Consider the following 18,515-nt stretch of genomic DNA (forward strand, 5'->3'; position numbering starts at 1 on the left):
ACCACCGGGTGACCCGTGCACAACGAACCTGATTTCGCCAGCGAAACCCCTGCGGTCGCCGGCCTCACCAATCCCCTGCAAGGCGTGGCCAACGTGCTGGCCGCCATCGGCACTGTCTGGATCTTTGCCATGATGCTGCTGGTGGTGGCGGACGTGCTGGGCCGCAACTTCTTCGACGCGCCCATCACCGGCGTGGCCGAATTCGCCGCCCGCTCGGTGGCCTCCATCGTCTTCCTGCAGCTGGCTGCCGCCATCTGCTCCGGCCGCATGACCCGCAGCGACTTCCTGCTGCAGTTCATTGCCCGCCGCTCCAGTGCCGCCGTCAAGGCGCTGGACGTCTTCAATGTGGTCGTGGGCGCGCTGCTGTTCGCGGCCCTGGCCCTGATTGCCTGGCCCGAACTGGTCGAGGCCTACCAGACCAAGGAATACCTGGGCGTGCAGGGCGTGTTCACCGTGGTCACCTGGCCGTTCCGTGCCCTGATCGTGCTGGGCTCGGCGGTGGCCGCCGTGGCCTACCTGGCCTGCATCCCCTCGCTGCTGCGCAACCCGTCCATCCAGGGAGCTCAGGCATGAGCGAACTCGCCCTCGGCGGGCTCCTGATCGGAGCCCTGGTCTTCCTCGTGCTGATCGGCCTGCACATCGCCGTGGCGCTCACGGCGGTCGGTTTTGCCGGCATCTGGCTGATGCGCGAAGACATCGACATGGCCATGCGCCTGCTGTACCTGTCGGCCTACAACGGCGTGGCCGACTACATCTTTGCCACCATCCCGCTTTTCGTGCTCATGGGCCTGCTGGTGTCGGTGGCGAACGTGGGCAAGGACACCTTCGACGTGGCCGAAACCCTGCTGCGCCGCATCCGCGGCGGCCTGGGTGTGGCCACGGTGGCCGCCAACACCGTGTTTGCCGCCGTGACCGGCGTGTCCATCGCTTCCGCCGCCGTCTTCACCCGCGTGGCCGTGCCCGAGATGGTGCGCCACGGCTACCGCACCAGCTTTGCCGCCGGCACGGTGGCCGGCAGCTCGGTGCTGGGCATGATGATCCCGCCCAGCCTGCTGATGATCATCTACGGCGTGCTGGCCGAGCAGTCCATCGGCACCCTGTTCATCGCCGGCGTCATTCCGGGCTTCTTCCTGGCCATCGCGTTCGCCGTGATGATCATGCTGATGGCCCGCTTCGCGCCGGGTGCGGTGTTCGACCTCAAGCGCCAGGCCGAGATCGCGGCCGAGCGCAGCGCCGCTCGCCTGCTCACCACCGGCGAGATGCTGGGCAAGCTGGTGCCGATCGCGGCCCTGGTGGCGCTGGTGCTGGGTGGCCTGTACAGCGGCTTCTTCACGCCCACCGAGGCCGGCGGCGTGGGGGCGTTCGGTGCCTTCGTGATCGCCATCCTGCGGCGCAAGCTGGGCGGCGGCAACCTGTGGCGCGTGCTGACCGAGACCGGCGCGGTGTCGGTGGGCATCCTGATCCTGCTGGTGGCGGCCGGCTTCTACAGCCGCATGCTGTCGGTGGCCGGCGTGCCGGTGGCCATCAGCGACCTGGTGCAGGACAGCGGCTTCGGTCCCTGGGGCTTCCTGATGGTCTACATCCTGATCCTGCTGCTGCTGGGCATGATCCTGGACAGCAGCTCCATCCTGCTGATCATGACCCCGGTGGCCGTGCCCATTGCCGCCGACCTGGGCTTCAACCTGATCCAGTTCGGCGTGCTCACCGTGCTGGCGGTGGAGATCGGTCTGCTCACCCCGCCCTTCGGCATCTCGGTGTTCACCGTCAAATCCACGCTCAACGATCCCAAGGTCTCGGTGGAAAGCATCTTCGCCGGCGCCCTGCCGTTCGTGGGCGTGATGCTCTTCGTGCTGTTCCTGGTGGCCGTGTTCCCCTGGATGTCGCTGGCCCTCATCTGAGGGCGCGCACCGCCCAGCCAAAAAAGGCGCCGAGCGCGCCGAACACCGCACCGGCGCCGGCCAGCACCACGCCCGACCCCAGCCACGGGGCCAGGGCGGCGGCGCTGGCGGCGCCGGCCGCATTGCCCACGAACAGGGCACACGCAAACAGCGACACCGCCGTGCCGCGCGCATGCGGCGTCATCTGCGTGGCATTGAGCTGCAGCGTGTTGTGGAACATGAAGAAGCCGAAACCCGCCAGCGCAGCGGCCAGCGGCGATACCAGCGTGCCGGGCAGCAGGCCCAGCAGCGCATAACCGCCGGCCACCAGCGCACCGCCGGTCCAGGCCAGCCGGGTTTCATCGAGCCGGGCCGACAGCGGCCCGGCCAGCAGCATGTAGGCCGATCCGCCCAGGCCGTAGCAGGCCGCCACCGCACCGGCGGCCGACAGGCTCAGCCCCTGCACCTGGTGCAGGTGGGCCGCCCAGATGGCGGGCACGCCGAAACCGATGAAGCCGTTCACCAGCGCCACCGCCAGCACCACCCGGGACCAGCGCCCGGTGACGATCTCGCCCCACAGCCGCCACAGCCCGCCGGCCGGCGCCGTTGCGGCCACCACCACCACCCCGGCCCGGCGCTGCCGCCGCACCTCGGCCGCCAGCCACAGCCCCACGCCGGCAAACAGCAGCGCCATGGCACCGAAGCCCCAGCGCCAGCCCGGCCCGTCGGTGAACAGGCCACCCGCCACCTGGCCCACCAGGATGCCCAGCGTGATGCCCAGGCCGATGCGCGCCAGCGCCACGGCGCGCTGCTGGTAGGGCACATGGTCACCGACCCAGGCCAGGCCGAGCGGGATCAGGCCAGCGGCCCCCAGCCCCACCACCAGGCGCGTGACCAGCAGCGCGTCCAGCCCCCCGGCCCACACGGCGGCGAGGCTGCCCGCCGCGCACAGCAGGGCTGCGCCCACCAGCACCCGCAGCTTGCCGAAGCGGTCGCCCAGCGGGCCATAACCCAGCTGTGCCAGACCGTAGGCCAGGGCAAAGACCGACACCGTCTGTGCGGCCTCGGCCAGTCCCACGCCGAACTCGCGCGAGAGCTCGGGCAGCATGGCATCGCAGATGCGCTGGGCCGCCATGCTGGCCAGGGCGGCCAGCAGCAGCAGGGGCAGGGTGCGGGCGGTGTCGGGTGCTGCGGGGGTGACGGTGGCGGTGGTTTGGGGTGCGGTCTCAGGCATGCTGGGTGCCGCGGCTGCCCGGCGGGGTCAGCACATGCTGCGTCATGGCGCGGGCCAGCTCGGCCTCGCCCAGGAACACGGTGCCGGCCCCGGCGGCCCGCAGCTGCGCGGCCTCTTCTTCGTTGTGGGAGCGCACGATCACCTCGATGTCGGGGTTGAGCGTGCGCGCGGTCTCGATCATGGGCTGGGCGGCCAGCGCGTCCGGCGTGGCCACCACCAGCATGCGGGCGTGCGCGATGTGGGCCTGGATCAGCACCGCCGGCTCGGCGGCGTCGCCGTACACCGCGGCCATGCCCCGGCTGCGCAGGCGTTCCACCAGCTCGCGGTTCTGTTCGGCCACCACGAAGGGCTGGCCGGCGTCCTGCAGCGCCTGCGCGATCCGCCGGCCCACCCGGCCATAGCCCACCAGCACCACCTGCTGCGCCAGAAAGCGCTGCTCGGTGGTCATGGGCAGTTCGGCCAGGGGGTCGTCGCGCGCCTCGAGCTGGCGCACATAGGCCGATTTGCGGCGCAGGAAATCCTGCAGCGGCGCAATCGCCCGGAACAGCAGCGGGTTCAGCGCAATCGAGATCAGCGCGCCGGCCAGCACCAGGCTGCGCCCGGCCTCGTCCATCAGCCCCAGCGAGGCCCCCAGGCCGACCAGGATGAACGAGAACTCGCCGATCTGGGCCAGGCTGGCCGACACGGTGAGCGCAGTGTTGAGCGGGTAACGCATGGCCAGCACCAGCAGCGCTGCCGCCAGCGACTTGCCCACCAGGATGATCAGCACCACGCCCAGCACCCGCAGCGGCTGCTCCAGCAGCACGGCCGGGTTGAACAGCATGCCCACCGACACGAAGAACAGCACCGCAAAGGCGTCGCGCAGCGGCAGCGACTCTTCGGCCGCGCGGTGGCTGAACTCGGACTCGCGCAGCACCATGCCGGCAAAGAAGGCGCCGAGTGCAAACGACACGCCGAACAGGGCGGCCGAACCGAAGGCAATGCCCACGGCGGCGGCCACCACGCACAGGGTGAACAGCTCGCGCGAACCGGTGCGCGCCACCTGCCACAGCAGCCAGGGGAACAGACGGCGACCCACCACCAGCATCAGCGCCACGAAGGCCGCCACCTGCAGCAGCGTCTTGCCCAGGGTCTGCCACACCGGCACGCCGTCGACCGCCGGCTGGCTGCCACCCAGGTAGCCAGCCAGCGGGGGCAGCAGCACCAGCACTAGCACCATGGCCAGGTCTTCCACCACCAGCCAGCCCACCGCGATGCGGCCGGTGTACGAATCCAGGATGCCCAGGCTCTCCAGGGCGCGCAGCAGCACCACCGTGCTGGCCACCGACAGCGAGATGCCGAACACCACCGCCTGCCCGATGTCCCAGCCCCACCAGGTGGCCAGGCCCACGCCCATGAGCGTGGCCACCAGCATCTGCACCACCGCGCCCGGCACCGCGATCTTGCGCACCGCCAGCAGGTCGTCCAGGGAGAAGTGCAGGCCCACGCCGAACATGAGCAGCATCACGCCGATCTCGGCCAGCTGCGCGGCCAGGCCGGCGTCGGCCACGAAGCCCGGGGTGAAGGGGCCGATCACCACGCCGGCCAGCAGGTAGCCCACCAGGGCCGGCAGCTTCAGCCGCGAGGCGATCACGCCCAGCACCAGGGCCAGCCCCAGGCCGGCGGCGATGGTGGTGATGAGCGAGATGTTGTGTTCCATGGCGGCGGTCGGGGGCGGGTGGCGGTGGGTGGATGCCGCGTCGGCGACCCTGCGAGTTTGGCATGGCTGCGGCCGCCGCCGCCGCCCGCCGGCGGGAACCCGCGCGACAGGGCCGGGCAAGGCGCTGCGATAGCGTGTGGCCATGAACGCTGTGGCTTCCCTGCGCGCCGATCCCTCGGCCATCGATTCCCGCCAGGCCGCCTGGCGCCTGCTCATCACGCTGGGCCTGGTGACGCTGGGCAACAGCGCCATGTACGTGGTGTCGGTGGTGCTGCCGGCGGTGCAGGCCGAGTTCGGCGTGGGTCGGGCCGACGCCTCGCTGCCCTACACGCTGATGATGGTCTGCCTGGGCATCGGCGGCATCTTCACCGGCCGCCTGGCCGACCGCCACGGGCTGATGCCGGTGCTGTGGGTGGGCTCGGTGGCGGTGGTGGGCGGCTTCGTGTGGGCCGGTCTGTCGGGCAGCATCTGGAGCTTCGGCCTGGCGCATGGCCTGCTGCTCGGGCTGCTGGGCAGCTCGTCCACCTTTGCCCCGCTGCTGGCCGACACGGCCCTGTGGTGGAACCGGCGCCGCGGCATTGCGGTGGCCATCTGCGCCAGCGGCAACTACATCGCGGGCGCCTTGTGGCCGCCCATCGTGCAGCACGGCATCGACACCGTGGGCTGGCGCCAGACCTACATCCTCATGGGCGTGTTCTGCGGCGTGGGCATGTTCCTGCTGTCGTTCCTGATGCGCCAGCGCCCGCCGCTGGCCGCCCCGGCGCCGGTCAGTGGCGTGGCCGGCGTGGTGACGACCGACACCCGGCAACGGCCCTTCGGCCTGTCGCCGGCCCGGGCCCAGCAGCTGCTGTGCGTGGCCGGCGTGGCCTGCTGCGTGGCCATGTCCATGCCGCAGGTGCACATCGTGGCCTATTGCACCGACCTGGGTTTCGGGGCGGCGCGCGGCGCCGAGATGCTCTCGCTCATGCTGGCCTGCGGCATCGTCAGCCGGCTGGTCTCGGGGGTCATCTGCGACCGCATCGGCGGCATCCGCACCCTGCTGCTGGGCTCGGCGCTGCAGGGCGTGGCGCTGCTGCTGTTCCTGCCGTTCGACGGGCTGGTGCCGCTGTACGTGATCTCGGCGCTGTTCGGCCTGTTCCAGGGCGGCATCGTGCCGGCTTACGCCATCATCGTGCGCGAGCACTTCGACCCGCAGGAGGCCGGTGCCCGGGTCGGCGCGGTCATCATGGCCACGCTGGTGGGCATGGCGTTGGGCGGCTGGCTCTCGGGGTTCGTGTTCGACCTCACCGGCAGCTACCGCGCCGCCTTCATCAACGGCATCGGCTGGAACCTGCTCAACCTCTCGATCGCGTTCTGGCTGTACCGCCGCTGGCGCCGCGCACAGGCAGCAACGACGTGATCCAGCCGTGCCCGCTGACCAGCACCACGCCGGCCAGCACCAGCAGCGCCCCCAGCAGGAAGCCCGGCTCGATCGGCTCGGCCAGCAGCCAGGCGCCCAGCAGCACGCCAAACACAGGTGTGAGAAACGAAAACACACCCAGGCGCGACGCCAGGTAGTGCCGCAGCAGCCAGAACCACAGCAGGAAACTGGCAAAGCTCACCACCACCGCCTGGAAGGCCAGGCCGGCCCACACGGCGGTGGTCGGCCGGAAGGTGGTGTGGCCCATGAGCAGGGCGGCCGGCAGCAGCAGCACGAAGGCGCCCAGCAGCTGATACAGCAGCGTCTGCGTGGCCGGCAGCGTGGCCACCCGGGTGGTGCGGATCACCACCGTGGTCGCACCCCAGGCCATGCCGGCCAGCAGGCCCAGCGCGTCGCCCCAGAGCATGCGGCGCCAGTCGCCCGGCACCGAGGCATCGCGCCCCAGAAAGGCCAGCGTGATGCCGGCAAAGGCCAGCGCAATGCCCGCCCACTGCAGCGGCGCCAGCCGCTCCGACGGCAGCTTCCAGTGCAGGCCCAGCGCGGCGAACACCGGCGCGGTGTAGAGGAAGACGATCATGTGCGCGGCCGAGGTGTGCCGCAGCCCCTCGCCCACCAGCAGGTACTCGAAGGCGAACAGCGCACCGGCGGCCGCCCCCGGCTGCCAGACGCCGCTGGACACATCCAGCCGCTCGCCGCGCCAGGCCATGAGCAGGCCCACCAGGGCGGCCGCGATGCCGGAGCGCACCGCGATCTGCAGCACCGGCGAGAAGTCCTCCGCCGTGGCCTTGAGCACGATCTGCTGCGCGCTCCACAGCAGGCAGAGCAGGAGCATGAAGCCGGTGGCGCGGGCGTCCAGAGGTAGTCGGGTGTCCATGCGCCGATTCTGGCTTTGACGGATGCGCGGCACCTAACGAGAATCCGACAAGCCCATGCCGCCCGCCCGTCAACGTTCCGCCCCGCTGCAGGTCAGCAGCCCCGACTTCACCGAAGCCCTGCCCTGCCCGGTGCATTTCCGCGTGGCCGACCTGCCGCCGGACGCCACCTACCCGCGCCACAGCCACCGCTGGGGCGAGCTGGTGTATTCCTTCAGCGGCGTGATGGAGGTGGAGCTCACCGGCACGGTGTGCATGGTCCCGCCGCAGGCCGGGCTGTGGCTGCCGCCCGGCGTGGGCCACCGGGGCATGAACCGCCAGGCCTCGCACCACGCATCGGTCTACATCGCGCCCGAGCTCATGCCGCCGCTGCCGGAGCAGGCCTGCGCGGTGAGCGTGAGCCCGCTGCTGCGCAGCGTGCTGGAACGCCTGCAGAGCGATGCCCCGGTGCTGCCCTACACGCCGGCGCAGGAGCGGTTGCTGCGGGTGGTGGTGGACGAACTGGCGCAGGCCACGGTGCTGCCGAGCTGGCTGCCCGGCACCGACGACCCGCTGCTCACGCCGGTGCTGCTGGCCCTGCAGGCCGACCCGGCGGACAACCGCAGCGCGGCCGACTGGGCGCACACGGTGCACACCACCGAGCGCACGCTGGCCCGGCGGTTCCAGGCCCGGCTGGGCATGGGCCTGAACGAATGGCGGCAGCGCCTGCGGGTGTCGCGGGCGCTGCCGTTGCTGGAGGGGGGCCAGACGGTGGAGGCCACGGCCCAGGACCTGGGCTATGCCTCCACCTCGGCCTTCATCGCCATGTTCCGGCGGCTCACCGGGAGCACGCCGGACGCCTTCAGGCGAGATCGAAGCGGTCGTTGTTCATGACCTTGACCCAGGCGGCCACGAAGTCGCGCACGAACTTCTCGCGGTTGTCGCTCTGGGCATAGACCTCGGCCAGGGCGCGCAGCTGCGAGTTCGAGCCGAACACCAGGTCGACCACGGTGCCGGTGAAGCGCACTTCGCCGGTCTTGCGGTCACGGCCTTCGAGCACGCCGGCCGCAGCGGTCTTCTTCCACTGGGTGCGCATGTCGAGCAGGTTGACGAAGAAGTCGTTCGACAGCACGCCCGGGCGGTCGGTGAACACGCCGTGGCGGGTGCCGGCGGCGGTGATGCCCAGGGCGCGCATGCCGCCGACCAGGGCCGTCATCTCCGGAGCGCTCAGGCGCAGCAGCTGCGCCTTGTCGATCAGGCGCTCGGCCACCGAGTCTTCCAGGCCACGCTTGATGTAGTTGCGGAAACCGTCGGCCACCGGCTCCAGCACGGCGAAGGACTCGACATCGGTCTGCTCTTGCGAGGCATCGGTGCGGCCCGGGGCGAAGGGCACGGTGACGTTCACGCCGGCTGCCTTGGCGGCGGCTTCCACCGCCGCGCTGCCGGCCAGCACGATCAGGTCGGCCAGCGAGATCTTCTTGCTGCCCGGCTGTGCGCCGTTGAAGGCGGTGCGGATGGTCTCCAGCTTGGCCAGCACCGTGGCCAGCTCGGCCGGCTGGTTGGCTTCCCAGTCCTTCTGCGGGGCCAGGCGGATGCGGGCACCGTTGGCGCCGCCGCGCTTGTCGCTGCCCCGGAAGGTGGAGGCCGAGGCCCAGGCCACCGACACCAGCTGCTGCACCGAGAGGCCGGAGGCCAGCACCTGTGCCTTGAGCGCAGCCACGTCCTTGTCATCGACCAGGGGGTGGTCCACCGGCGGCACCGGGTCCTGCCAGATCAGCACTTCCTTGGGCACCAGCTTGCCCAGGTACCGGGCGCGCGGGCCCATGTCGCGGTGGGTCAGCTTGAACCAGGCGCGGGCAAAGGCGTCGGCGAACTCGGCCGGGTTCTGGTGGAAGCGGCGCGAGATCTTTTCGTAGGCCGGGTCGAAGCGCAGCGACAGGTCGGCCGTGGTCATCATCGGCGGGTGCTTCTTGCTCGGGTCGTGCGCGTCCGGGATCAGGTGCTCGGGCTTGCAGTTCTTGGGCGTCCACTGGTGGGCGCCGGCCGGGCTCTTGGTGAGTTCCCACTCGTAGCCGAACAGCATGTCGAAGTAGCCGTTGTCCCAGGTGGTGGGGTTGGGCTTCCAGGCGCCTTCGATGCCGCTGGTGATGGTGTGCACGCCCTTGCCGGTGCCGAAGCTGTTCTTCCAGCCGAAGCCCTGCTCCTCGATGGGCGCGCCCTCGGGCTCCGGGCCGACGTGGCTTTCCGGGCCGGCGCCGTGCGCCTTGCCGAAGGTGTGGCCGCCGGCGACCAGCGCCACGGTTTCCTCGTCGTTCATGGCCATGCGGGCAAAGGTCTCGCGCACGTCGCGGCCCGAGGCCACCGGGTCGGGCACGCCGTCCGGGCCCTGCGGGTTCACATAGATCAGGCCCATCTGCACCGCGCCCAGCGGGTCGTCGAGCATGCGCTCGCCGGAGTAGCGGCTGTTGGGTTCCTTGCTGCTGGCCAGCCACTTGGACTCGGGGCCCCAGTAGATGTCTTCCTCGGGCGCCCAGATGTCCTCGCGGCCGCCGGCGAAGCCGAAGGTCTTGAAGCCCATGGATTCCAGGGCCACGTTGCCGGCCAGGATGAACAGGTCGGCCCACGAGAGGTGGTTGCCGTACTTCTGCTTGATCGGCCACAGCAGGCGGCGGGCCTTGTCCAGGTTGCCGTTGTCGGGCCAGCTGTTGAGCGGGGCGAAGCGCTGGTTGCCGGTGCCGGCGCCGCCGCGGCCGTCGGAGATGCGGTAGGTGCCGGCGGCGTGCCAGGCCATGCGGATCATGAGGCCGCCGTAGTGGCCCCAGTCGGCCGGCCACCAGTCCTGGGAGTCGGTCATCAGCGCCTTGAGGTCGGCGACCACGGCGTCCAGGTCGAGCTCCTTGAAGGCCTTGGCGTAATCGAAGTCCTCGCCCATGGGGTTGGAGGCCGGGCTGTGCTGGTGCAGGATGCCCAGGCGCAGCTGGTTGGGCCACCAGTCGGTGTTGGTGCGGGCCTGGCCGGTGGCGGCGGCCGGGATGGCGGCGCCGGAGAAGGGGCATTTGGTTTCGGTTGTCATCGTGGCTCCTTGTCGTTGGTGGGAATCGCCCGGTGAGGCGAAGGGGCAGTCTAGGTCGGTGGTTTTGGCGGGGCAATGACAAATTGCCTATGGCGGTCATAGGCCATGGCCGCTCAGGGATTACCAGCATCCGGGGAACCCGCTGCCACCGACCGGGCTCGAAAGCCTGGCCACGCACCGGCGTGCATACACTCGGGGAGTACCCCAACTCCCCGAGGACCGTTTCATGAGCCGTGGCCAGTTCCAGACCTTCTCCGACGTCTACATCCTGGACGGCGTGCGCACCCCGATGGTGGACTACATGGGGGCGTTCGCCGACGCCAACCCCATCGACCTGGGCATCAAGGTGGCGCGCGAGGTGCTCGCCCGCACCGGCATCGATGCCACCCAGGTGGACTCGGTGCTGGCCGGCAACATGGCCCCCGGCGGTTTCGACCAGTTCTATGTGCCGCGCCACATCGGCCTGTATGCCGGCGTGCCGCAGGTGGTGCCGGCGCTCATGGTGCAGCGCATCTGCGGCACCGGCTTCGAGCTGTTCCGCCAGGCCGGCGAACAGATCGGCGCCGGCGTGGCCACCACGGCCCTGCTGGTGGGCACCGAGTCCATGACGCGCAACCCCATTGCCGCTTTTGACCACCGGGGCGGCTTCCGCCTGGGCGCGCCCATCGGCTTCAAGGACTACATGTGGGAGGCGCTCACCGACCCGTCGGTGGACATCAACATGATCCGCACCGCCGAGAACCTGGCGCAGCGCTACGGCATCACCCGGGCCGACGTGGACGCCTTTGCCGCCCAGTCGTTCGCCCGCGCCTGCGCCGCGCAGGAGAGCGGCTGGCTGGCTGGCGAGATCGTGCCGGTGACGAGCGAGACCTTCGAGCTCGAAGGCCACCGCCCGCGCCAGCTGCGCCTGGCCGGCAAGGCCACCGTGGCCGACCGCGACACCCACCCCCGCCCCACCCCTGTGGAGGTGCTGGCCAAGCTGCGCACCGTGTTCAAGGACGGCGTGCAGACCGGTGGCAACAGCTCGGCCCTGACCGATGCCGCCGCCGCCGCCCTGGTGGCCCATGGCGACGTGGTGCGGGCCTGGGGCAAGGCGCCGCTGGCGCGCGTGGCGGCTGCGGCCGTGGTGGGCGTGGACCCGGCACACATGGGCATCGGCCCGGCCCCGGCCATCCGCCTGCTGCTGGAGCGCGCCGGCCTGAAGCTCGATGACGTGGCCCGCTTCGAGATCAATGAAGCCCAGGGCGCCCAGACCCTGGCCGTGGGCCGCGAGCTGGGTCTCGACCTGGACCGCCTGAACGTGCACGGCGGCGCCATCGCGCTGGGCCATCCGCTGGCGGCCACCGGCGTGCGCTGCACCCTCACGGTGTCGCGCCAGATCCAGGCCATCGGCGCACGCTGGGGCGTGGCCTCGGCCTGCGTGGGCGGCGGTCAGGGCATCGCGCTGCTGGTGGAGAACCCGGCGGCCTGAGGCTGCAGGCCGCTCACCGGCGGCTGCGCGCCACCTCGTCGGCCACCAGCGCCCGCAGCTGCGACTCGCCGAACGAAGGCAGCTGGCGTCCGTTGACGAAGAAGGTGGGGGTGCGTGTCACTTCCAGGGCGGTCAGGTCCTCGATGTCCTGGCGCAGCGCGGCTGCCACGGCATCGCTGGCGGCATCCAGCCGCGCCCGGGCCATGTCCAGCCCCGCCTGCTCGGCCGCGCGGAAGGCCAGCGCGATGTCGGGCCGCCCGTGGTTGGCCCACTGCGGTTGCGCGGCCAGCACGCTCTCCAGCACCGGCAGGTACAGGTTCTGCCGCCGCGCCGCCTCCAGCAGCTTGACCACCTCGTCCGCGCCGGCATGGAAGGGCGCATAACGGATCACCAGACGCACATTGTCCGGGTACCGGGCCAGGATGTCCTTGACGATGGGGTGGAAGGCCCGGCAGGTCTCGCAGGCCGGGTCGAAGAACTCGACCAGCGTCACCGGCGCGCGAGCCGGGCCGACGGTGGGCGAGTGGAAACGCACCAGGCGGTTGTCGGCGGCGCGGGCCGGGTCGGCCGGTGCCGATCGGGCCTCGGCCAGCGCCTGTTCCACCTTCTGAGCCTGCGACTGCTGGACCCGCTGCTGGTAGGCCTTCATGCCCAGCAGGAAGAAGCCCAGCACGGTGATGACCAGCACGGCCACGGTGAGTTTTCGGATGTTCATCGGAAAGTCTTTCGGAGGTAGGCCAGCAGCCACACGGCCACGGCCGTGAAGGCGGCGAGCGACAGCCAAGGGATCTGGATGCCGTCGAGGATGTCGAGCTTCTGGTCGGCGCACAACACGCCGGCACCACAGGGCACCCAGGCGCGCGGCACCACGCCGGCCACCAGCAGGCAGTGGTACAGCGCCACCAGCCCGCCGGCCGCTGCCAGCAGCAGCCCGTACTGGGCGCCGCGCCGGTCGTCCAGCCAGGCGGCCATGCCCAGCACCAGGGCCAGCGGGAACATGAAGATGCGCTGCCACCAGCACAGCACGCACGGGGTCATGCCCATGACCTCGCCAAGGAACAGGGCGCCCAGCGTGGCCAGGGTGGCCGTCAGCCAGGCCAGCACCAGCAGGATCCAGGGACGTGTCATCACGTCACTCCCACAAAAAGGAAAAAAGGAAGGGCGCGGCCGGCAGGGCCACGCGGCATCGACGGGGCCGGGTCAGGCCCGGCGGGTGGGCGGCAGCGGCGCCCACTGAGGGCGCTCGGGCCGGTGTGCCCACAGCATGGGCGTGCCACCCGGGGGCGGCAGGGCCGGCACCCGGGCCACCGGGTGCACCGGCAGACCCGCATCGGCCAGCGGCAGGGCACTCAGGTGGCAGCCGCCGCAATGGCCGTGCAGACCGTGGCGCTCGTCGGCCGCGTGCGGGGCCGACGCACAGGGGGTGTCGGTCAGGGGCTGCACTGATGCCTGCACCCCTGTCGGCGCACAGGCATGGGCCGACGCCATGTCCAGCCCCACCCCGGTCCAGGGCAGGCCGATCAGCAACAGCAGGAGGACGATCAGGCCGGCGCGCATCGCCCGGGATTGTAGGAGGGGCCTGCCGGCCTCAGTTGCCCGAGACGGGCGGATCGCAGGCGGGCATGGGCGTGTCGGTGCAGTGCCCGCAGGCCGCGTTGTTGCGTGCGCCCTCGCGACCGGTGACGCCGCAGGCATTGAAGCAGCGCTGGCTCTGTGCGTACGCCGCCCACTGTGCCTTGCACCGGGCCTCCTGCTGCGCGGCCACGCCCAGGGCGGGGGTGGGCTGCGACGTGGCGGGCGGCGGCGCAGGCGCGGCGGGCGGGCTGACGGACTGGGCCTGCGCCAGCAGGCCCGCCCAGACCAGGCCCAGCGCCAGCAGCGAGCGGGCCACGCGTGCGGTGGTGACGGTGTGTGAAAGTGTGTTCATGGGTCCTCTGACCCCGCAGCGCCGCATCGGTTCGCCGATAGCATCGGCGGGGCCATCACCCCATCACCGCTTTCCATGAAACACCGACTGTTCGCCGCCGCCCTGGCCCTCATCCTTCTGGCCGTGGGCGGCTACTGGCATTACTCGCCTTACCTGGCCATCCGCTCGATGCAGCAGGCCGCCGATGCCGGCGATGCCGACCGCTTCAACCAGCAGGTGGACTACCCGGCCCTGCGCGAGAGCCTCAAGGGCCAGATGACCGCCGCCATCGCCCCGGACCTGGACAAGCTCCAGGACAACCCCTTCAGCGCCCTGGGCGCCTCGCTCGGCATGGCCGTGGTCAACCAGCTGGTGGACGCGCTGGTGCGGCCCGAGGTGGTGATGCGCATGATGGCCGAGCGCAAAGCCAAGCCCACCCTGGCCGAACCCCGCCAGGCACCCGCCCCGCAGCCGTCGGCTCCGCCGGCCGAGCCCGCCCCCGACCAGCGCGACTGGCAGCTGGTGCGGCTGGACACCGACCGGGTGGTGGTGTTCCAGGAAGAACAGACGGCCGTGACCGGCGGCCCATCCGGCCTGGTGTTCGTGCGGTCGGGGTTTGCGCAGTGGCGCTTGAGCGAGATCCGGTTGCCTCGATGAAGTCCTTGCACCCACCGCCCAAGCTCAGTCGCCGCCTCGTGCTCGCTGCAGCCTCCGTGCTGGCCGCGCCGGCGTTCGCCGTCAGCCGGGGTTCTGCGGCCCGTGCGGCCGAGGTGGAGGCACTGCTGGCCGCCACCTTCTCGACGCTGTCCCGCACCCACGACGTGCCCGGGCTGGCGGTGGGGCTGCTGTTGGAAGGTCGGCCGTATTTCCAGACCCTGGGCATCACCGCGCGGCAGGGGGGAGCGGCGGTCACGCCCGACACGCTGTTCGAACTGGGCTCCATCAGCAAGTGCTTTACCTCGCTGCTGGCCGCGCAGGCGCAGGTGCAGGGGCGTCTGCACCTGGAGCAGCCGGTGGGCGACGTCGTGCAGGCCCTGCGCGGCACACCCCTGGGCCGGGCCACGCCACTGCATCTGGCCACCTACACTGCCGGCGATTTGCCGCTGCAGTTTCCCGAGGGCGTGAACACCACCGACCAGGCCATGGCCTGGCTCGCGGCCTTCGCGCCCGATGCACCGCCCGGCCAGATGCGGCGCTACTCCAACCCCAGCATCGGGCTGCTGGGCCACGCCGTGGCCACGGCCATGGGGCAGGACTTTTCGATGCTGAGCGAGCAGTTGCTGGCCTCCCTGGGGCTGGGCAGCACCTTCATCCGGGTGCCGGATGCCCAGATGCACCGCTACGCCTGGGGACACAGCAAGGACCAGCGCCAGGTTCGCGTCAACCCGGGCGTGTTCGATGCGCAGGCCTATGGCCTCAAGTCCAGCGCCCGCGACCTGCTCCACTTCCTGCAGGCCGTGCTCGACCCCGATCGCCTGCCCCCGCCCTTGCGCAAGGCCCTGGCCCTCACCACCGTGCCGCGCTACCAGGCCGGCCCCATGCAGCAGGGCATGGGCTGGGAGATGTATGCGCCACCGTGGTCGCTGGACGCGCTGCTGGAAGGCAACAGCGCTCGCACGGTCCTGGAGCCGTTGCCGGTCAAACCCGTTCCCCTTTTGCAGCAGCCGGGCTCCACGTTGCTGCTCAACAAGACCGGATCGACCTTCGGCTTCGGTGCCTATGTGGCCCTGGTGCCGCAGCGCCAGTCGGCTCTGGTGATGCTGGCCAACTGCAACGTCCCTGCGGCCGATCGGGTGGCGGCGGCGCACCGGGTGCTGCAGGCGGTGGGGGTCATGGGGCGTTGAGGGGCCTGGTCAGCTAGGGTGGCGGTGCACATTCACCGCCCGCATCCACGCCATCAGGTCGATGTGGGCGCCGCCGCCGTTCGATGGCGCTTCGTCGGCAGTCACCTTCCGGAGCTGCGGGCGGTGCTGCGGATGGAATTCGTCGAGCCGGCTCTGCGACAACGATTCAAGGATCACGCAATGGGGCGTGTCGTCGCCCGGGCAGGCCTGAAGCAGTTCCTGCAGCCCGTCCATCATCTGCTCGATCTCGCGCCGCTTCTCGTCCAGGCTGGCCAGGTGCCGCTCGGCCACGGCCTTGACCTCGCGGCTGGAGCGTTCGGTGTCGCTCCACAGGCCGATCAGCTCCGCGATCTGCGGGATGGAGAAGCCCAGGTGCCGCGAGCGGCCGATGAAGCGCAGCACCGACACCTCGTACCCGCTGTAGCGGCGGTAGCCGGAAGCATCTCGCGTGGGTTCGGGCAGCAGCCCGATGCGCTCGTAGTGCCGGATCATCTTCTGGGACACGCCGGCGGCGGCCGCCGCTTCGCCGATGTTCATGCGTTGTGACATGACGTACTCCTGGGCAGTGGCAGTCGGGCTGCCGTGCGGATTATCGATCGGCCCCCGGCGGGTAGCCGGCGTTGGCCAGGGCGGCCGCCAGCGCCTCGCGGGTGGCCTGGCTGGTGACCTGGACGCGCCGGCCAGCGATGTCGACCACGATCTCGCAGCCGGCATCGACCTGTTTCAGGGCCGCCTGTATGCGGGATGCGCAGCCGCCGCAGCGCATGGTCGGTATGTTGAATGCATGCATGTCATGACTCCGTGGGGGTTGAGGGAGTCTCCAGCTTGGGGCTTGCCACGGTGTCAGGCTCAAGCCCGGCAGCCCCTTGCGCCTGCCACCGTGGCAGACCCGAGCATCGGCGCCTCTCAAGGAGGTTTCCCATGCAAGTTGCTGTGTCGATGGATGAACACGAGCTCTCGATCGAGGGCATGACCTGCGCATCGTGCGTGTCGCGGGTCGAGAAGGCGCTGGGCGCTGTTGCGGGCGTGCGCGACGCGGTGGTCAATCTCGCCACCGAACGCGCCACCGTCATGGCCACAGGGGTCAGCCCCGAGGCGCTCGTGGCCGCCGTGGCCCGGGCTGGCTACCAGGCCACGCCGGTGGACGACGCGTCACCGCCCCCGGCGCTGCACGCCGGCGAACCCCTGTGGCCGGTACTGCTGGCCGCAGCGCTCTCGCTGCCGCTGGTGCTGCCCATGGTGGGCCTGCTGTTCGGGGCCGACTGGATGCTCGAAGGCTGGATGCAGCTGGCGCTCGCCACGCCGGTGCAGTTCGGGCTGGGCGCCCGCTTCTACAAGGCCGGCTGGCGCGCGTTGCGTGCCGGTGCCGGCAACATGGACCTGCTGGTGGCCCTGGGCACCAGCGCCGGCTACGGACTCAGCGTGTACCTGATGTTCCAGCATGCCGATCACGGCACGCCCCACCTCTACTTCGAGGCATCCAGCGTCATCGTCACCCTGGTGTTGCTGGGCAAGTGGCTGGAAGCCCGCGCCCGGCGCCAGACCACCGCCGCCATTGCGGCGCTGCAGGCGCTCCGGCCCGAAGTGGCGCGGGTGCGCACCGCCCGTGGCGAAATGGACCTGCCCCTGGCCCGCGTGGAGGTGGGCGACGTGGTGGTGATCCGCCCGGGCGAACGGGTGCCGGTGGATGGCACGGTGATCGAGGGCGCCAGCCAGGTGGACGAATCGCTCATCACCGGCGAGAGCCTGCCGGTGGCCAGGCACGAAGGCGATGCGGTCATCGGTGGCTCGGTCAATGCCGAGGGGCTGCTGCTGGTGCGAACCACCGCCGTGGGCAGCGAGAGCACGCTCGCGCGCATCGTGCGGATGGTGGAGTCGGCGCAGGCCCGCAAGGCGCCCATCCAGCGCGCGGTGGACCGGGTCAGTGCGGTCTTCGTGCCGGTGGTGCTGGTGCTCGCCACCCTGACCCTGCTGGGCTGGGGCCTGGGCACCGGCGACTGGGAACAGGCTATCCTGAACGCGGTGGCGGTACTGGTGATCGCCTGCCCTTGCGCGCTGGGTCTGGCCACGCCCACGGCCATCATGGCCGGCACCGGTGTCGCTGCGCGCCACGGCATCCTGATCAAGGACGCCGAAGCCCTGGAGCTGGCGCACCGCATCGGCACCGTGGCCTTCGACAAGACCGGCACCCTCACCGAGGGCAAACCCACACTGGTGGCGGCCGAGGCCGCACCCGGCTTCGAGACGGTGTTGCTGGCCTGGAGCGCGGCCATGCAGGCGGGCAGCGAGCACCCGCTGGCGCAGGCGGTGCTGGATGCCGCCCGCCGCGCCGGCACCGAGCAGCTGTCGGCCGGCAAGGTGGCTGCCGTGGCCGGACGTGGCCTGTCGGCCGAGGTGCAGGGGCGCTCGCTGCGCCTGGGCAGCACCCGCTACATGCAGGAGCTCGGTGTCGACCTGTCGGCTCTGCAGGCCACCGCCGATGCGCTGCAGGACGAGGGTCGCACCCTCTCCTGGCTGGCCGACGTCACGGCCGTTCCCGCGCTGATCGGCCTGCTGGCCTTCGGCGATGCGCCCAAGGCCAGCGCGGCCGCCGCTGTGGCGCGCCTGCAGGCCCTGAAGGTGCGCACCGTCATGATCACCGGCGACAACCGGGGCAGTGCCCGCGTGGTGGCCGAGCAGCTGGGGCTGGACCAGGTCGAGGCCGAGGTGCTGCCGGCCGACAAGGCCGACATCGTCAACCGCCTCAAGGCTGGCGGCCGCACCGTGGCCATGGTGGGCGACGGCATCAACGACGCCCCGGCGCTGGCCCTGGCCGACGTGGGCATTGCCATGTCCACCGGCACCGACGTGGCCATGCAGGCCGCCGGCATCACCCTGATGCGGGGCGACCCCGCCCTGGTGGCCGACGCCATCGACATCTCGCGCCGCACCTGGCGCAAGATCCGGCAGAACCTGTTCTGGGCCTTCGCCTACAACGTGGTGGGCATCCCCCTGGCCGCAGCCGGCCTGCTCGACCCGGTGGTGGCGGGTGCGGCCATGGCACTGAGCAGCGTGAGCGTGGTGAGCAACGCGTTGATGTTGCGGGGGTGGCGGCGGTGATGTCGAAGAACGACCCCACATGCCGCTTCGGGATGATCAGC

18 protein-coding genes are annotated in these 18,515 nt (G+C 71.0%); 8 read left to right on the forward strand and 10 right to left on the reverse strand.

All coding sequences use genetic code 11. From position 1 onward, the window contains the following. The first annotated feature begins 15 nt into the window (after positions 1-15). Both WD026_RS12235 and WD026_RS12240 read left to right on the forward strand, forming a co-directional pair. A complete protein-coding gene (locus WD026_RS12235) occupies positions 16-573 on the forward strand; it encodes a TRAP transporter small permease subunit (protein WP_425723936.1) in 558 nt (185 codons plus the stop codon). After that, on the forward strand, positions 570-1,898 hold the full coding sequence (locus WD026_RS12240) for a TRAP transporter large permease (RefSeq protein WP_425723937.1): 1,329 nt from the start codon (positions 570-572) through the stop codon (positions 1,896-1,898). The genes WD026_RS12235 and WD026_RS12240 overlap by 4 nt, the downstream gene beginning before the upstream one ends. Here the strand turns inward: WD026_RS12240 and WD026_RS12245 are convergent. Both WD026_RS12245 and ybaL read right to left on the reverse strand, forming a co-directional pair. Beyond that, a complete protein-coding gene (locus tag WD026_RS12245; protein ID WP_425723938.1) occupies positions 1,891-3,111 on the reverse strand; it encodes an MFS transporter in 1,221 nt (406 codons plus the stop codon). The genes WD026_RS12240 and WD026_RS12245 overlap by 8 nt on opposite strands. After that, positions 3,104-4,810 carry a YbaL family putative K(+) efflux transporter gene (ybaL, locus tag WD026_RS12250; RefSeq protein ID WP_425723939.1) on the reverse strand — a complete coding sequence of 569 codons (1,707 nt, stop codon included), beginning with the start codon at positions 4,808-4,810 and terminating at the stop codon, positions 3,104-3,106. Before ybaL ends, WD026_RS12245 begins: the two co-directional genes overlap by 8 nt. Before the next feature lie 142 nt (positions 4,811-4,952). Here ybaL and WD026_RS12255 point away from each other — a divergent pair, with 142 nt between their 5' ends. Then, positions 4,953-6,209 carry an MFS transporter gene (locus WD026_RS12255; RefSeq protein ID WP_425723940.1) on the forward strand — a complete coding sequence of 419 codons (1,257 nt, stop codon included), beginning with the start codon at positions 4,953-4,955 and terminating at the stop codon, positions 6,207-6,209. Here the strand turns inward: WD026_RS12255 and WD026_RS12260 are convergent. Continuing rightward, positions 6,145-7,104, reverse strand: coding sequence for a DMT family transporter (locus WD026_RS12260; protein ID WP_425723941.1), 960 nt, complete (start codon positions 7,102-7,104; stop codon positions 6,145-6,147). The genes WD026_RS12255 and WD026_RS12260 overlap by 65 nt on opposite strands. A gap of 55 nt (positions 7,105-7,159) precedes the next feature. Between WD026_RS12260 and WD026_RS12265 the strand changes: the two genes are divergently transcribed. Continuing rightward, the gene (locus tag WD026_RS12265; protein ID WP_425723942.1) at positions 7,160-7,975 is read left to right on the forward strand and encodes an AraC family transcriptional regulator; all 816 of its coding nucleotides are present in this window, start codon (positions 7,160-7,162) and stop codon (positions 7,973-7,975) included. Here the strand turns inward: WD026_RS12265 and katG are convergent. Next, positions 7,944-10,154, reverse strand: a complete 2,211-nt coding sequence (gene katG / locus WD026_RS12270) for a catalase/peroxidase HPI (protein ID WP_425723943.1) — start codon at positions 10,152-10,154, stop codon at positions 7,944-7,946. The genes WD026_RS12265 and katG overlap by 32 nt on opposite strands. Before the next feature lie 226 nt (positions 10,155-10,380). Between katG and WD026_RS12275 the strand changes: the two genes are divergently transcribed. After that, positions 10,381-11,625 carry a thiolase family protein gene (locus tag WD026_RS12275; RefSeq protein WP_425723944.1) on the forward strand — a complete coding sequence of 415 codons (1,245 nt, stop codon included), beginning with the start codon at positions 10,381-10,383 and terminating at the stop codon, positions 11,623-11,625. Positions 11,626-11,638: 13 nt separating this feature from the next. Here the strand turns inward: WD026_RS12275 and WD026_RS12280 are convergent, their stop codons facing one another. The 4 genes from WD026_RS12280 to WD026_RS12295 form a co-directional block, all read right to left on the reverse strand. Then, the gene (locus WD026_RS12280; protein WP_425723945.1) at positions 11,639-12,340 is read right to left on the reverse strand and encodes a DsbA family protein; all 702 of its coding nucleotides are present in this window, start codon (positions 12,338-12,340) and stop codon (positions 11,639-11,641) included. Next, a complete protein-coding gene (locus WD026_RS12285; RefSeq protein WP_425723946.1) occupies positions 12,337-12,753 on the reverse strand; it encodes a disulfide bond formation protein B in 417 nt (138 codons plus the stop codon). The genes WD026_RS12280 and WD026_RS12285 overlap by 4 nt, the downstream gene beginning before the upstream one ends. Before the next feature lie 72 nt (positions 12,754-12,825). After that, the gene (locus WD026_RS12290; RefSeq protein WP_425723947.1) at positions 12,826-13,182 is read right to left on the reverse strand and encodes a hypothetical protein; all 357 of its coding nucleotides are present in this window, start codon (positions 13,180-13,182) and stop codon (positions 12,826-12,828) included. A 31-nt stretch (positions 13,183-13,213) separates the two neighbouring features. Further along, positions 13,214-13,552, reverse strand: a complete 339-nt coding sequence (locus WD026_RS12295; protein ID WP_425723948.1) for a hypothetical protein — start codon at positions 13,550-13,552, stop codon at positions 13,214-13,216. Positions 13,553-13,627: 75 nt separating this feature from the next. Between WD026_RS12295 and WD026_RS12300 the strand changes: the two genes are divergently transcribed. Next, positions 13,628-14,188 carry a DUF2939 domain-containing protein gene (locus tag WD026_RS12300; RefSeq protein WP_425723949.1) on the forward strand — a complete coding sequence of 187 codons (561 nt, stop codon included), beginning with the start codon at positions 13,628-13,630 and terminating at the stop codon, positions 14,186-14,188. Next, entirely contained in the window at positions 14,185-15,375 is a 1,191-nt protein-coding gene (locus WD026_RS12305; RefSeq protein WP_425723950.1) for a serine hydrolase, read from the forward strand. Before WD026_RS12300 ends, WD026_RS12305 begins: the two co-directional genes overlap by 4 nt. A 9-nt stretch (positions 15,376-15,384) precedes the next feature. Here WD026_RS12305 and WD026_RS12310 read toward each other — a convergent pair whose 3' ends face one another. Then, a complete protein-coding gene (locus tag WD026_RS12310) occupies positions 15,385-15,924 on the reverse strand; it encodes a MerR family DNA-binding protein (protein WP_425723951.1) in 540 nt (179 codons plus the stop codon). Between the two features lie 40 nt (positions 15,925-15,964). Continuing rightward, on the reverse strand, positions 15,965-16,165 hold the full coding sequence (locus WD026_RS12315) for a heavy-metal-associated domain-containing protein (RefSeq protein ID WP_425723952.1): 201 nt from the start codon (positions 16,163-16,165) through the stop codon (positions 15,965-15,967). Between the two features lie 131 nt (positions 16,166-16,296). Here WD026_RS12315 and WD026_RS12320 point away from each other — a divergent pair, with 131 nt between their 5' ends. After that, positions 16,297-18,474 carry a heavy metal translocating P-type ATPase gene (locus WD026_RS12320; RefSeq protein ID WP_425723953.1) on the forward strand — a complete coding sequence of 726 codons (2,178 nt, stop codon included), beginning with the start codon at positions 16,297-16,299 and terminating at the stop codon, positions 18,472-18,474. The last annotated feature ends 41 nt before the right edge of the window (positions 18,475-18,515 follow it).

Origin of the sequence: Hydrogenophaga sp. R2, from assembly GCF_049843595.1 — a bacterium.
GTDB lineage: Bacteria > Pseudomonadota > Gammaproteobacteria > Burkholderiales > Burkholderiaceae_C > Hydrogenophaga.

Bases quoted from the DNA above. Each gene is read 5' to 3' on its own strand.
- WD026_RS12240 (WP_425723937.1), top strand. From the start codon at position 570: ATGAGCGAACTCGCCCTCGGCGGGCTCCTGATCGGAGCCCTGGTCTTC.
- WD026_RS12245 (WP_425723938.1), bottom strand. From the start codon at position 3,111: ATGCCTGAGACCGCACCCCAAACCACCGCCACCGTCACCCCCGCAGCA.
- ybaL (WP_425723939.1), bottom strand. From the start codon at position 4,810: ATGGAACACAACATCTCGCTCATCACCACCATCGCCGCCGGCCTGGGG.
- WD026_RS12255 (WP_425723940.1), top strand. From the start codon at position 4,953: ATGAACGCTGTGGCTTCCCTGCGCGCCGATCCCTCGGCCATCGATTCC.
- WD026_RS12260 (WP_425723941.1), bottom strand. From the start codon at position 7,104: ATGGACACCCGACTACCTCTGGACGCCCGCGCCACCGGCTTCATGCTC.
- WD026_RS12265 (WP_425723942.1), top strand. From the start codon at position 7,160: ATGCCGCCCGCCCGTCAACGTTCCGCCCCGCTGCAGGTCAGCAGCCCC.
- katG (WP_425723943.1), bottom strand. From the start codon at position 10,154: ATGACAACCGAAACCAAATGCCCCTTCTCCGGCGCCGCCATCCCGGCC.
- WD026_RS12275 (WP_425723944.1), top strand. From the start codon at position 10,381: ATGAGCCGTGGCCAGTTCCAGACCTTCTCCGACGTCTACATCCTGGAC.
- WD026_RS12280 (WP_425723945.1), bottom strand. From the start codon at position 12,340: ATGAACATCCGAAAACTCACCGTGGCCGTGCTGGTCATCACCGTGCTG.
- WD026_RS12285 (WP_425723946.1), bottom strand. From the start codon at position 12,753: ATGACACGTCCCTGGATCCTGCTGGTGCTGGCCTGGCTGACGGCCACC.
- WD026_RS12290 (WP_425723947.1), bottom strand. From the start codon at position 13,182: ATGCGCGCCGGCCTGATCGTCCTCCTGCTGTTGCTGATCGGCCTGCCC.
- WD026_RS12295 (WP_425723948.1), bottom strand. From the start codon at position 13,552: ATGAACACACTTTCACACACCGTCACCACCGCACGCGTGGCCCGCTCG.
- WD026_RS12300 (WP_425723949.1), top strand. From the start codon at position 13,628: ATGAAACACCGACTGTTCGCCGCCGCCCTGGCCCTCATCCTTCTGGCC.
- WD026_RS12305 (WP_425723950.1), top strand. From the start codon at position 14,185: ATGAAGTCCTTGCACCCACCGCCCAAGCTCAGTCGCCGCCTCGTGCTC.
- WD026_RS12310 (WP_425723951.1), bottom strand. From the start codon at position 15,924: ATGTCACAACGCATGAACATCGGCGAAGCGGCGGCCGCCGCCGGCGTG.
- WD026_RS12315 (WP_425723952.1), bottom strand. From the start codon at position 16,165: ATGCATGCATTCAACATACCGACCATGCGCTGCGGCGGCTGCGCATCC.
- WD026_RS12320 (WP_425723953.1), top strand. From the start codon at position 16,297: ATGCAAGTTGCTGTGTCGATGGATGAACACGAGCTCTCGATCGAGGGC.